General features: G+C 61.0%; 9 protein-coding genes and 1 pseudogene. 4 read left to right on the top strand and 6 right to left on the bottom strand.

Features of this window, described 5'->3' with window-relative positions; all coding sequences use genetic code 11:
* The first annotated feature begins 476 nt into the window (after positions 1 to 476).
* Positions 477 to 1628 (top strand): annotated as a pseudogene (locus ACXAID_RS23180) (IS3 family transposase).
* A gap of 94 nt (positions 1629 to 1722) precedes the next feature.
* Here the strand turns inward: ACXAID_RS23180 and ACXAID_RS23175 are convergent.
* Positions 1723 to 2376, bottom strand: coding sequence for a nitroreductase family protein (locus ACXAID_RS23175; RefSeq protein WP_475024532.1), 654 nt, complete (start codon positions 2374 to 2376; stop codon positions 1723 to 1725).
* A 141-nt stretch (positions 2377 to 2517) separates the two neighbouring features.
* Here ACXAID_RS23175 and ACXAID_RS23170 point away from each other — a divergent pair, with 141 nt between their 5' ends.
* Both ACXAID_RS23170 and ACXAID_RS23165 read left to right on the top strand, forming a co-directional pair.
* Positions 2518 to 3660 (top strand): radical SAM protein, encoded by a 1143-nt coding sequence (locus ACXAID_RS23170; RefSeq protein WP_475024531.1) that lies wholly within the window; start codon positions 2518 to 2520, stop codon positions 3658 to 3660.
* Entirely contained in the window at positions 3660 to 4535 is an 876-nt protein-coding gene (locus ACXAID_RS23165) for an aspartate carbamoyltransferase (protein WP_475024530.1), read from the top strand. The genes ACXAID_RS23170 and ACXAID_RS23165 overlap by 1 nt, the downstream gene beginning before the upstream one ends.
* On the opposite strand, the gene ACXAID_RS23160 is transcribed toward ACXAID_RS23165, so the two are convergent.
* From ACXAID_RS23160 to ACXAID_RS23140, 5 genes are all read right to left on the bottom strand, one after another.
* Positions 4520 to 5308 carry a hypothetical protein gene (locus ACXAID_RS23160; protein ID WP_475024529.1) on the bottom strand — a complete coding sequence of 263 codons (789 nt, stop codon included), beginning with the start codon at positions 5306 to 5308 and terminating at the stop codon, positions 4520 to 4522. The genes ACXAID_RS23165 and ACXAID_RS23160 overlap by 16 nt on opposite strands.
* The gene (locus ACXAID_RS23155; protein WP_475024528.1) at positions 5298 to 7919 is read right to left on the bottom strand and encodes an nSTAND1 domain-containing NTPase; all 2622 of its coding nucleotides are present in this window, start codon (positions 7917 to 7919) and stop codon (positions 5298 to 5300) included. The genes ACXAID_RS23160 and ACXAID_RS23155 overlap by 11 nt, the downstream gene beginning before the upstream one ends.
* On the bottom strand, positions 7913 to 9964 hold the full coding sequence (locus tag ACXAID_RS23150; RefSeq protein ID WP_475024527.1) for a hypothetical protein: 2052 nt from the start codon (positions 9962 to 9964) through the stop codon (positions 7913 to 7915). Before ACXAID_RS23150 ends, ACXAID_RS23155 begins: the two co-directional genes overlap by 7 nt.
* Positions 9949 to 11313, bottom strand: a complete 1365-nt coding sequence (locus ACXAID_RS23145; protein WP_475024526.1) for an ATP-grasp domain-containing protein — start codon at positions 11311 to 11313, stop codon at positions 9949 to 9951. The genes ACXAID_RS23150 and ACXAID_RS23145 overlap by 16 nt, the downstream gene beginning before the upstream one ends.
* A gap of 96 nt (positions 11314 to 11409) precedes the next feature.
* Entirely contained in the window at positions 11410 to 13125 is a 1716-nt protein-coding gene (locus tag ACXAID_RS23140) for an SIR2 family protein (RefSeq protein WP_475024525.1), read from the bottom strand.
* Between the two features lie 253 nt (positions 13126 to 13378).
* Between ACXAID_RS23140 and ACXAID_RS23135 the strand changes: the two genes are divergently transcribed.
* Positions 13379 to 13544 (top strand): transposase (locus ACXAID_RS23135; protein WP_475024533.1); only part of this gene is annotated, 166 nt, incomplete at its 3' end.

Here is a 13544-nt window from a genome sequence, read left to right as displayed (position 1 = left end):
GCGCCGAGTCCACGAATTCCCGCAGCGGCCACTACAAAGCCGTTGTTGGCCTCTCCACTCCTAACGAGTGAATGGGCACGAGCCGCCATGGCCAAGGCGCCGATTCCGAGGAGAAGGGCCGCCGGGACCGTTATGACCGTGAAGAACCATACTTCGCAGACGCCCGACGGGGATGCCTCCGCCGGGCACTCCCCTGACTGATGCAGAACTGTATTAGCGGACCAAGGCATTAGAACCGCCGAGAGGAATGCGATACTCGCCAGGACCAACGATGCTGTCCCCAGCACATTTCCCGGCGAGTTCGGAGATTGTGGAGATGAGCTGGGTTTCCCACCTGAGAAAGCTGGTGCCATCACCCAACCTCGAATCCAGGGCTGAACCGCCCCGGCATGTCCGGAGACTCTGATGTGCCCCGGGTTGTGCGGAGTCAGTTTGCTTGACTTTGGGTCACGACGTCCGTTGAAGGAGCCGTGTCCGTGCCGAAGCGTTACCCCGAAGAATTCCGCCGCAAGGTGCTCGACCTGGTGGCTGCCAGCCGCCCGATCGCTCAGATCGCTGCCGATCTGGGTATCAGCGACCAGACCATCTACGGCTGGCGCAAGCAGGAACTGATCGACACCGGGCAGCTACCAGGTCTCAACCGCGCCGAGCAGGCCGAGCTTGCCGCGGCCAACAAGCGCATTCGGGAACTCGAGACCGAGGTTGCGATCCTGAAGAGGGCTCGTGAACTGCTGCGGGAGCCGCACGACCCAAAAGGCGGTACGCGGCCATAGCCACTATGGCCGCAGAGGGGCTGCCCGTGCAGACCGCCTGTCGATTGCTGTCGGTGGCCGAGTCGGGCTACTACGAATGGCGGTCGCGACCACCTTCGACGCGAGCAGTGCGTCACGCTTGGCTGACCGAGCAGATCCGGGCTGTTCACATCGCCTCGCGAGGCACTTACGGGTGCCGGCGGGTGCATGCTGAGCTCACGCTGGGGCTCGGCCTTGCCGTCGGGCACAATCAGGTCGAACTGCTGATGGCCCGCGCGGGCATCAAGGGCCTGCCGGGCAACCGGCGGCCTCGGTGCCGGCACGAGACCCCGACGGCGACTGATCTGGTAGAGCGGATGTTCACCAGGGAGGCGCCGAATCGTCTGTGGGTCACCGACATCACCGAGCACCGCACCTATGAGGGCAAGGTGTACTGCGCGGTAGTCCTCGATACGTTCTCCCGGCGAGTCGTGGGGTGACCGATCGACTCCAGCCAGACCGCTGCACTGGTCACCAACGCGCTGTCGATGGCGATCGCCAATCGCGATCCGCAGGCCGGCATCGTTGTTCACAGCGATCACGGCGCGGCAATTCACCTCCTGGGCCTTCACCGACCGCGCCAAGCGCTCCGGGCTGGTCCCGTCGATGGGCTCTATCGGAGACTGTTACGACAACGCGATGATCGAAGCCTTCTGGGGCAGAATGCAAACCGAGCTTCTGAACCGCAAGCGGTGGAAGACGCGCGTCGAGCTGGCCAATGCGATCTTCGACTACCTTGAGATCTTTCACAACCGCCAACGGCGGCACTCCGCCTTGGGCATGCGCACTCCGATAGAGTTCGAACTGCTACATCAATCCGCCCAACCCGTGGCCTGAAACCAAGTATGGCGACACCGCCGAACCCGGGGCACATCAGCTACGTGTCATTGCCGACCGAGCGACACCACGGCCGCACAGACACCTAGGTTGCTCAGTGCCACACCACCAGCCCTTCAGCACGTGGAGGCTGCGGAGTGACAGGCGCCCCCCGCGCATAGCCTAGTGCCAACACACCCACCAGATCACCGGCTAACTTCAGGTGCTGCGCAATCGTCTCCTCCGCTACCGCCACGTCGCCAATGAATGCTGCTGCCAGACCGAGCGCATTTGCCGCCAGCCACATGTTCTCGACAGCTGTTCCCAGCCCGACGAGCTCCAGTCCATAGCCGGTGATCGAGGCCCGCAGCGCATCCGGTGTGGCTCGCGCCAATTGGTCACGCCCACCGCTGAACACACCGCGGTTCTCGATGAATATCGCACCGGCAGCCTCCGTTATGACCGCAGCCGACTCCGCCACAGTGGACACATAGCGTGGATAGGGTATGCCGGTGCGCGGGTCATGCGGCACATAGTTGTCAGCGCCGTCAGCTCCGCGCACGGCCTCGGCGATCACCCTCAGCGGGCGATTGTTCCCAACCACGTGCAGACGCCAGGGTTGGGCGTTCTTCGACGATGGGGCTGACAGCCCGCACCGCACTATCAACTCTAGATCTTCGACCGCTATCGGCTTCCCGAGGAATCCCTCACGGACGCTGCGGCGCGCGAGGATCAGGTCTGTAACTGTGTGCCCGACAATTTGTGTCACGTGTAGCCGTCCCTCGCAACGTCGTGTCGCTGATTCTAGACCGCCCCCCGCCCGCCGATGGGCCCCGCCACCCCCACTGGGTAAACTGGGTTACCACTCGCCGGCGCGCGGGAGAAAGTCGACAACGAGGGCGGAAGCCGCATGTCCGAGGAACTCACGCAGGCTCAGCTACTTAAGTTCGCCCTGCTCGACCGGGGTCTGGCGCTCTGCGAATCGGCCGTCGTCGCACTTTCCGAGCTGAATGGCGACCGCTCCTTGTCTCCACACGACTACGCGTCCACATCGGGAATCATCCTCGAACTCGAAGACGACGTCTGGGTCAACGCACCGATCGAACTATACAACGCCAACTTTGTGTCACAGACCCCGTACCGACTCGGCTACGACGATGGGTTCGTCGTTTACGGCAATGGGCTCAGCAGCACGGCGTTGTTTTGGCCCCAGCCCTCCTACCACGGGACAACTGGAGCGTCGGGGCCACTGAACAACTTCATTGTGACCCATGGTGATCGGGGCCGACTCTCACCGATCCGTAGTTGCGCGATGACCTGCACCTTCTGCAACCTCCCCTACGACGACCCCATCGACGTCTACACGCTGAAATCAGTCGACGCAATGCTCTCGGCCACACACAGCGCGCTCACCGATCCGCTGCAGCCCGCGCAGCATCTGCTCATCTCCGGCGGCACACCTAAGCCCAAAGATATTGGCTGGATGTTTGAGCTATATGAACGCGTCCTGACTGAGCTCCCTAGCGTGCCGCTCGACATCATGATGGTGCCGCTGCCCGGATTTCTCAATCTCGACAAGCTATCCAAACTCGGACTCAATGAGCTATCGGTCAACATCGAGTTGTTCAACCGCGAACGCGCACGCAAGTACGCACGCCAGAAGTACAACCAGGGCCTGGACCTCTACCTAGATTTCATCGAACACGCCAGCCGGGAGCTAGGAGTTGGCCGCGCACGTTCGATGCTCGTGGTCGGGTTGGAGCCACTTGAGGACACTCTGGCAGGGGTTCGCGCGATCGCGCAACGCGGCGGGACTCCAGTTCTCAGCCCGTTTCGACCCGACCCGGCGACACCTCTGGCCGATCTGGCCCCCCCCGGTGCCGACCTCATGCTCACTGCCTACCTGCGGGCGCGCGACATCGCTAGGGCATACGGCGTGGCACTCGGGCCCGACTGCCCACCATGCAGCCACAACACACTGAGCTTCGCGACGGGAGTTGACGGGACGCCGCGCTACCGTTATCAGCGGCCCAGAATGATCGGTGACCGCTAGTGTTTGTGCGGTCGATCGACGATCTGTCCGATAGCGCTGTGACCTGGCTCTTGGACCGAGCGGAGCACCAGCGTACCCGGCGCGTCGCAGCTGATTTCCGAGCCGGCGCAATCATCGGCCTGGTCTTCCTGGAAACCTCTCTGCGGACCCGGGTCGGCTTCGCGGCTGCAGCAGCACGCTTGGGCACCACCGCCGTCGAGGTAGTCGAGCAGCGCCACAGCACGTTGTCCATGCCCGAGTCGGTGCACGACACGCTGCGGACGGTCGGGGGTTACGTTGACCTCATCGTGGCCAGAGTCAGCGACGAACTCGCCCGGCCACCTGGTCTTGCGGTCCCACTGGTCAGTGGAGGAGACCGGGGACCCCGTGCCGAGCATCCGACCCAGGCCTTGATTGACCTGTTCGCGCTGCGCACACTTGAACGGCCAGCGCACGAACTCGTGCTGGCGGTGTGCGGCGATCTCCGAATGCGCTGTGTACGAAGCTTTTTAAGATTGCTCGCTCGCGAGGCCCCGCGCAAGCTCTTGCTCGTGACCGAGCCGCCGCTCGAGACCGGAGTTGTCGTGCCACCAGCACTCGCCCGGGTGAGCGAGCATCGCACGCTCACGCAGCTAGAGGATGCTGATGTGCTCTACGTGGCTGGAATCCCGCACCGAGCGCTTGACGAAGCCGGCCGGACCCGGCTGCGCATCACATCGGACAAACTCGCCGCACTCAAACCCTCGGCGGTCGTGTTGTCCCCGCTTCCGGTCGTCGACGAGATCGAGCCTGACGCTTTCCAGAACCCCAGGATGCGTGTCTTTCAGCAAAGCGACGATGCGCTGTACATGCGGATGGCGCTGCTTGAGTACTTGCTCGATCAGAGAACTTCGTAGGGCTTAAGATGCATGGAACTAGCCACCATCTGCGCGATGTTGAAGCGGCCCACGTTGATGAGATCAGTCAAGTTCATCTCCCCCGTTTCTTCGGCCTCGGCAACAAGCGCTGCTGTAGGCCCGCTGCCCCCGCGGCCGCCCGCCTTTCGCGCGTCGACATAGTGTAGTAGTGCCATACCGAGGCTGACTTTGATGCGCCCACGAAGGCTTGATGCCCCGGCCTCAAGAGCCCGTTCGTACGCCGTTCGTGCCGCACCGAAGTCACCTTGCAGAAGCAGTAGGAAGCCCCTCTTCTCCTGCAGCAGCCGAGCGATGAGGGCTGGCGACGGTGAGTTCCGGCTGATATTGATTCCCGATTCTGTGCCCGCACTCAGGATGTCGACATCGTCCAGTATGGCCAGAGCAGCGTTGGACGGCTTGATTGCATCGAGGAATTGTCCGGCCGGATAGTCGGCGTTTTCCCGGCCAAGTTCCACGAACGCACTGCCGATCAGGAGCACGGCGACTCCCTCGACCCAGCCGGTCAAGACGAACCGACTCAGTGCGCGCGCCCGCCATTTCGCCGCACCGCCGTAGTCCCCGAGTTTAGCCGTCGCCAGCGACACGATACGCGATGTCTCGGCATCATGCGGCGAAGCCGCCCGCGCATGCATCGCCGAATACTGCGAATCAGCCAAGGCAACCGCAGCACGTAAGGCGCCCTCGTCGTCAGCCGCGAAAAGGTCACTAACCTGCTCGTACAGCGACTCAGGTCTCATCACGTCAGTCCTCATCCAGGTCACCCGTGAGTTCGTACTTGGCGGGCTGGCTCCGATAGTCTATATCCAGACTCGCCTTCACGACCTCGCCACGAATGCCCTCCAAGTTGTCCTGCGCGCCTGGGAACAATCTGGGCGGGAACGGAATCAGATCCTGGGACGCGTCGACGTTGACAGCTCCCATGACGGGCGACTCAGGCAAAGTGACCATAAAGTAGTCCGACCCGTTGAAAAGCTGCCAAATCCGGCAGTCAAAGAATTCTGCGGTTCCCCGGATGTCAGGTCCGATCCACACGTTGATGATCCGGGAATCACGCAGCCACAAGGTAAATGGGAATTCAGCATTGTTGCTGTCCTCTCCCCGCTTGTCTTGGTCGTTCTCACCCATGGAGTCGGACCCCTCGTTCACAGTCTGAGAGGTTGACAGTTTCGCGATTGGCAAGGTGATAGTGAGCCCGCGCAGGGCGGCAGCGAACACTTCTACGCGCGCCTGGGTCTGCTCGGCGAGCTCCACCGACGTGCCGGCGACATGGCGCAGTGACAGCAGCCCGTTATCCGGGAACTCACACGCCCGCATCTTTAACGAACTCAGGCGTCCACCGAACATCGTCACCCCGCCCGACTGTGGCTCAAAAGGGACTAGGCGGGCGTTCTTGCTCGACTTCGGCGCGGGCACCGCCGCGACCCCGGCCGTCTCAGAAAATAGCTCTATGCTTGAGCCGGCCTCTATCGATTCTCGGTACCGGTTCAATATCGGCACTACCGCCGGGGCGGGCACCAAGAACGCGGGGCGCTTCTCCTTCTGCTCTTTGGTCAGCCCTTCGGGTAGCGCACGTGGCCGCCCGATGATCCAGCAGTCGACAAACTCCACGTCGTCGAGAACGCAGTTTACAAACGACACGCCTTCGAACCGGCACTCGCGAAATGTTGAGCCCCGGAAATCGCAATTCACAAACGTCGTGGTCTTGAACGCTCGGGTGATCATGCAGTCCACCCACCGCACATTGGCAATCACCTCGGGGGTGGGCGTGTTCTCCGCCGACCAATCAAGAGTTGTGCCTCGGACGGCCGAGACACGCGCGATGGCTTCTTCGGAACCGGTCGCCACGTCGTGCTTCCACCGAGCCAACCCCTCCCCAAAACGGTCGTGGTTGAGACTCACCATCACCTTGCCGGGTTCGGTACTCGTCACCCGTACCAGCACACACGTACGCAGCCATTCCAGAGCGAAGTGAAAGCTTCGCAATTCTTCGAGGTAGCTGTCAATGGGGCGCAGACCGAGTACTGGGCCACCGCTAAGGTCCTCGGGATCCAGCTCCCAAGGCCATGTGCTTGAAAGCGAGCCACCACCACCCAGAAGTTCTGATCGCCGAACAGCCAGCCAGTCTAGCTCACTCGGAATATCTTGAGGATGCCGCACTTCCGCCGCATAGTCGACTTTCGAAGCAAGCATCGCCTTGGCCAATTCCACTCCGGGCGGTGCCACCGTATTGATAACCCGTTCCGCCAACTCATCGCGGTTCAGGCTGATCTTGTAACCACCGCTGGACAGATGTCCAGACATAGCAGCGACGAACTCACGAGCGCGGGTGGCCAGGGAGGAATCGACCGCAGATTGCGCACATGCCACCCTGCAGTGGTCCAGCTTCACCTCCACTGACTTGGCGAGACTAAACTCGAACGGCTTCACCTTTTTCGAGTAGACCCTTGTCGTGTCAGCTTCACTCGATCGACCGATCAAATCGCACACATCCGCGTTCTCGACTCGGCGCCAATCTGACTGTCGCCGTGCCGCATTGGCTGCGTGCCACAGGGTGAACAGCGTGGCCTGAAGGTGCAGCAGACCCACTTCCGACCAACCAGACTTGTCGACCGTGTTTGACCAGACCTCCACGAGTGTTTCGACGGCGCTAGAGGAGGCCGCGGGCTCGCCCGAAGGCATCTCACCGCTCCCGATGATTTCCTCGATCACGCCGGGGTCTGTGATCGCCGCCAGCTCATAGCGTGTCATAGCAAAGGGGCGAATATTCAAACCACCAGGCCCCATTAACTCGTGTTCGTATTCGATCCGCAAGGATACGACGATTCGAACGCGTGACGACTCAGCGGTATCCTGAATCCATTGGAGCACCTTGCGATATGCGAGAGGTCGATACCTGATGAGTTCCTCGAATTGATCGAGAATGATAACCGCCTTATCGGGATAGTAGCGGTCAAGCTGCTCGATGAACGATGGTTCCCCGTCCCCGAGGCGCACCTCCGGTGGGAGGTCATGCGCAGCTTGCGTAGCGATCAGGGTCCCGGCGTCGAAGTCCTGGGGCGGATTCCAGTTCGTGCACTGCATCACCTCATAACCCCAACTCTCCAGCTGTGGCCGCACGGCGGCGTACAGTGCCGACGTCTTCCCAACCCCTGACGCCCCAGTCAGCACCGTCACCGCGTGATCGCGGACGCACTGCGCGATTTCCCAAGCTTCGTCGTCGCGGCCTATCAGCGCGTAGGGATGCTCGAGGTCCCGGTACGGACGCGGCCCCACCCACGGGCAGTAGTCGATTCGTTCCAGCTCGCTGCGCCAAGCCCCGAGCAGGGTGGGGCTAGTCTTCCAGACCGCAGGCGGAGTCAGCATCGGCGCTCCTCGCGCAGTGTGTCGTTCGGACCGATAGCACATGTTTCATCCAAGCCGGGCCGAGTCGACGGATCTTTCAAGTGCTGAATATAGTGCCGGAGCGCATTCACGACGGCGGTGTGGTCGTCGGCTACTACATCGAGCCCCTGCCATTGGAAGATATCGCGTTGTGCGGGCTCTGATCTGAGGTTGACCACAACTCCGGTTTGCGGTGTCTCCGACTCCGCATCCTGGATCAAACCTCTGATCGATTCGGCGGCGACCAAGGAGCCGACGCGGTGGCGAACCGCGTCGTCTGCTATCTGAACACCAAGCAGCATCCAAAAGCGTCGGTCCATGTTGTCGGTCGAGCCGTCTGGCTTACCACGATGGCCTACAAGCTCTCTCGGTAGCCGGACGGCCTCGCGTGCTTCGGTAGCCCAGTGATGCAGCCCGATATGTTCGACAAGCAGTGTGGCGTGACCGATTTCGAAGTCGGCTTTGGCCGTAGGGAGGTTTGCCGCCTCCAGCTCGCGTTCCAGCTCTTCGTCACCTCGAGCCACTGGCGGTTGGACCAGCGGACAGCCGGTCAACCTCACGACTACTGGCAATCCACTAATCGGCGAACTACGGCGACCGAACGCCTGTTCAGTGAGAAGGTTCCAGTGGACGCCTTCTCTCAAGCCGGTCAGTGACGGCTGCGCTGCACAGGCGGGCGCCGCGACTACCCGGTAGAACCAGACCAGCGACGACCGGCGTCCTGTACCCGTGCCATGCCATACCTCAAACGGAGCCACCAGCACGAAGGACTCGTTGCGCGCGTGCAGCGCCATCTCGAGTTCAAGGTCGAATGACGTCACATATGCAACCGCGGGTAGGTACCTGTATTCGGGGCCAGACTTGTTGAATTTGCCGCCAAGTCTGGCCTGCTCGACGATGAGGTCTGCGACGCTGTTGTAGAACTCCTCGCGATCGCTGGTATCGCCGCCCTCGCCGACCCGCGATTGCCACGACTCGCCAGTAGTGTTGTCCAGACCGTCAATCAACCACTGCACCAAACCTTTTGGATCACTGAGATCGGTCAGAAATGGAAACTGGCGATCCCGCTGATACTCTTGCGACGCCATACCGATGAGCAGGATCAGGTCGCTCCAGCCGACGTAGCGCTCAGTACCCCGTGTCATTAGATGCCAGGTGACCTCGGTGAGCAATTGAGCGTCGGCGACGCGCACGGCTCCGCCATCTCTCCTCAGCTGCAGTGACAAGTCGTTGACATATGCCCTTAGGAAGCCCAACGCGTGGGGCCTCTTGGTGAGATCGGCAAAATCGGAGAGGTTCGCCAGCAGAGGTTGGACAAGTTGCTCCTGAATATTGTTGTACTCCTGATGATCACTAGTGAGGCGTGCCTGCTGATACCGCTCCCCGACCTGACGTACAGTCAGAGCCGCAATCCGGTGAAAAAGCCGGGTTAGCAGGGCTGCTACCAGCGCCGATTTGGCTGCAACGGACTTGTTCGACGTGAGATCTGCTGCGCCTGGGACATCCTCGGCAGTGGGGATGGTGTGCACTTGGGGCGTCCTGGACATGACAAGATTCGATGTGAAGGAAAAAATTAGTTCATTGGCGTTGTCGCCGCCGGGAAACACCGAACCCCAGGACTCGGCGATCCGTGCCAGCTGGCCAGGAACTTTGGCCACATCCAGCCCGCCTAAATCATCGGAGGCGCTCAGGCATCCCGTGCCGACTACTGGAGTGATCCACGGGAAGGCAGCTCGCTTTAGTAGCTCTGTGTACTCTTCCTTCCTCTGGTCAAGGAGTTCTTTCAGGTTGGTGATGTCCCTGTGTGCAGCTCTTGCCTGCGCTAGCTGCTCTCTGATCTCTTCTTCGCGGCGCTTTGCAGACGCCGTTGCCAGCTCACGGAGACTTGCGGTGTTCTTGTTGAGAACCCGGCATAACGAATGATCATGGGGTGGTGCGTCTCCACGGACTTGGAGGTAGGTGTCCCACCCGTTTGGGTACGGGAAGTAGACCTCCTGCTTCGCCTCCCGCTTTATTCGGAAACCCATTGCGCCCGTCCTTCGGTCAAGGATTCTTTGGTGGAAGCCTGCCACCCGCGTATGACGTCGTCCAGCAGTTTGTCGAGATCGAAGCCTGTCCGGGTGACACGGCGGCGCAACGCCAGCCGGGCCACAGCCGATCCGCGCTCGTTGCGGACCTCCCTTGGCGCCACGACGTCGGCATGAACTCGCGGTTCGACCGCGCGAACCCTCTCCAGCAAGGATCGCGCATCCACTTGCGCACCGCTCGAGCCGATCCAGTGCACGACCACATTGGCGAAATTCGTGGTGCATGCGACCCTCTCCATCAAGGGAATCTGAGGGGGGCAGGGGATTCCGAGCCACGCGGCGACGTGTTCAAGCAACAAGCACGACTCGCCGTCCTCGATGTTGAGTCGGCACGACGCATGTGTTGACCCCTGGAACCTCGGATTGATCTCGGTGAACAGCAACTGACCTTGGTGCAGCAGGAAATCGATTCCGAAACTTCCTAGATAACCATGACGGCGAAGCCACTCTCCGATCTGGATCGCCGATGTCTCAATCTGCATGATGACCTGACGGTCCAGGTCCCGTACCAGTCCGAAGTCGTTGCCGCAATAGCCGAAGTCGCGGGTGACGCAGGACTCGAGCCCGATCAACTGGACCGAAGGATGATGCAGCGTGACGCCATCGGCCCATACGGTCGCGCCGATGTTGAGGGGAATCGCCCCGTCCAGATACGGAGCAACAGCGACAAATGACTCATCGACGCGTGGCCAGTCGGCAAGCAATTCATCAAGCGAGTTCACACGAGCAAATCCCTCGCCCCCTGAGGTCCGGCTACGCCTTAGCACGACAGGACCCCGCGACGTCAGGTCGCGAGCGCTGAGCTGCTCTTCGTCGGCGATGTACGTCCACGGGATGCGTGGTAAACCCAGGCTGCGCACGGCGCTCTCCACCCAAGGCTTGTGCTCGAACGCGGACTGGTGCGCGGCGAACAGGCCGAGATGGAGGCACCGGTCCTGGCGGGCGAAGTGTATCGCCGAGAGGAAACTCGACGGTCGGTACGGCAGCAGTGCGCTTTCGGAATTCAGAGCAGACAGCAACGTCCGGCGGAACTCATTCGTGGCCTCTGCGCCGAGGTGATCGTCGATGTCCCACACTTCGGGATCAATCCGAACGCCTGTGATGTCCTCGTAGGCGAGGGACGTCACCGCGATCCGATGGCTGTACGACCCGACGATCGCGAAGGCGCCGTGCAGTTGGGGCAGGTCCGCGAGAGGCTCGATGTCGTCTCCGCGCAGTCCGGCCCACACTAGACGCCTGTTGCCGAGTCGGCGGCTCACTTCGGCCAGGAGTGTCGCCCTGTCAGTCAATCCCCCACCTCGGTCCCAGATACCACCGTCTCGGTCGTGTGCGGCGGCGAGAGTCTACGACTACGCCCGACAATGCCTGCACCTCAAATGATGGCGTCAAAGCCATCCAGTCGTGGTCCATTCTTCAGCCACCTTGACGCTATAGCAGCGCAGGCCATTCGTATTCAGAACAGCAAGTGACGGTTGGCTAAGCCGGCCGGGTGTTCCGTGCACCAAGCCCACGGCGGTCGCGCTGTCTGGGAGCTCCGCGTCCGTCCTCCGACCATTTAGGTGAATGGCCACCGCTTCCTTGTTGTCGAGACCCAGGGCAGCCACGAATAATGAGTGATTGAGAAATGCGGCATCGATCGCAGTGATGTCGGAGAGCTCTGGAAAGAAGCGCGTCGTGCGCCTGCCGTTCTCGTCTGGGCAGACGAGAACCGCCTTCTCGTTCCAGAGGACTCCCGCGCTGGACGGTTCCTGGCAGACCTCCCGCACAAACTCCGCACGATCTCGATTGGCGCCAGACGGCCAGACCCGTACAATGTACGTTGATGAAGCTTCGCTCACCAGGCATAATACCGATCGGGAGCCTTTCCTCTCCACCGCAAGCAGCCGGGCGGCGTTGGGTGAGCTGGAGAATTCGTTGACATCCAGCGGCGCCCACGCGTCGATCGTTCCCGACTGACTCAGCCAGTTGACCAACAGCTGCCCGTGGTGGACAGTGCCGACGGCCGTACCGTCCGGAGAGATCCGCACCGATGCAGCGCCCTCGCCCAACGATCCCTCATCGACCGCGAAGAGGCTGCCCTGAACACCTCTATCCAGTAGGCGGATAGTGTTGTCCATAGTGCAGACAGCGCCGACCCATGTTGGAACAGCGCAGGGGTGTTGGGCGCTCGATCCTGTCTGGTCCCACAGGTACCGGGTACTCCGTTTACCCAGCCCACGCTCAGACATCTCTGATTTCGCCCGGATCGCGGAAGCTCGTTCGCTGACTTCCCCGAGTTCTTGAAGGAAAATTCCAAGGTCGGTGTTTTCTTCACCGAAGCTCAGGGGGCATAGAGGTGAATCCCGATGCTTTTCGCTGAGTTTCCGAACGTCGCCCTTTAAACAAAGCCTGTAATGACGGTAATCGCTATTTGGAATTGAAGCATTGACGAAGTCGAAAAGCGCTGACCAGTTCGGATCGTCGAGTCCACTCCCCATACCGACGAAGATAAGAGTCGTCATCGTCGATATCGCACGCTGAAGAGCTTGAATTGCTGGCGCATTCAGTACGGCTTCGTAGCTGCGAATTCCTAGGACTACTGACTCTGGAGTTTTATAGTGCCCATGCAGGTATCCAACCGACCGGTCGTCACCCCGCAGTACGCGCTGTAGAGCCTCAGGCTGCTGCCATGTAACGGGCGAACCCTCAACGACGCTTTGCAGCACATCATCGTAATTGGTGGTCAGAATCGGCAGATTCAATGCCGCAATCGCCTCTGGCGCGGCACAATCAGTGACCGGCACATTCTCATAGGACTCCCTCAGCCAGCGACGAAACTCACCACCCGACGGCGCGCCGAGCTTGCGGCTGATCTTCTCTGCAGCGGAAAGGAGATCGTCTAGGTCGTCTGCGTCGATCTCACCTCGAACCCTCTGAGCCCATTCCTCGGATAGACTCGGGTCAATATCTCTGGCACACGTGAGACCAGAACGAAGTAGCCCTCGCCACGACGCAGTAGGGTAATCTCCCGTAGCACCGATCGAGACGCCAGTGCCTACAACGATCATCGCCGCGCCAGACTTCACTGACTCGACTAGGTTCTGATACAGGCGATCTGTCACAAGTCCTCCCCCTTCGAACAGACGCTACCGCGTGACCCGAGTTCTATCAGACTGATGCATGCCCATGTGCGTTTGCGCAGCTCGCGATTCCCGCTCCCGTTCGAGCTAGAATCAGAACTCTTGGATGAGACGTATCATGCTGGTCGCACGTTAGCGTGGGGCTGCTGCACAAATGGGTGACACCCGACCTGACCAACGGTTTGGGTTCCAGATTTGGTGACTATTTGACCTCCTGTACGAAACGCCGATCGTGATGCCACGCCGGTATCCGGCCGAATTCCGAGGCCCCGCGATCGGGCTGACCCGAGCAGGGAAACCTCCGAAACAGAACGCCGACGACATCGGCCTCCATCCCGTCACGCTGTCCAAGTGGATCAAACAAGACGACATCGACCGCGGTGAGCGACCCGGAGTGCCAT

Source organism: Mycobacterium sp. ABE4_509 (assembly GCF_056160785.1).
The sequence above is the reverse complement of the archived record's forward strand: the minus strand, read 5'-3'. Positions and strand labels throughout refer to the sequence as shown.

What these genes read in the sequence shown, in the direction of transcription:
- ACXAID_RS23170 (WP_475024531.1), top strand. Translation starts at nt 2,518, where the DNA reads ATGTCCGAGGAACTCACGCAGGCTCAGCTACTTAAGTTCGCCCTGCTC.
- ACXAID_RS23150 (WP_475024527.1), bottom strand. Translation starts at nt 9,964, where the DNA reads ATGGGTTTCCGAATAAAGCGGGAGGCGAAGCAGGAGGTCTACTTCCCG.
- ACXAID_RS23155 (WP_475024528.1), bottom strand. Translation starts at nt 7,919, where the DNA reads ATGCTGACTCCGCCTGCGGTCTGGAAGACTAGCCCCACCCTGCTCGGG.
- ACXAID_RS23160 (WP_475024529.1), bottom strand. Translation starts at nt 5,308, where the DNA reads ATGAGGACTGACGTGATGAGACCTGAGTCGCTGTACGAGCAGGTTAGT.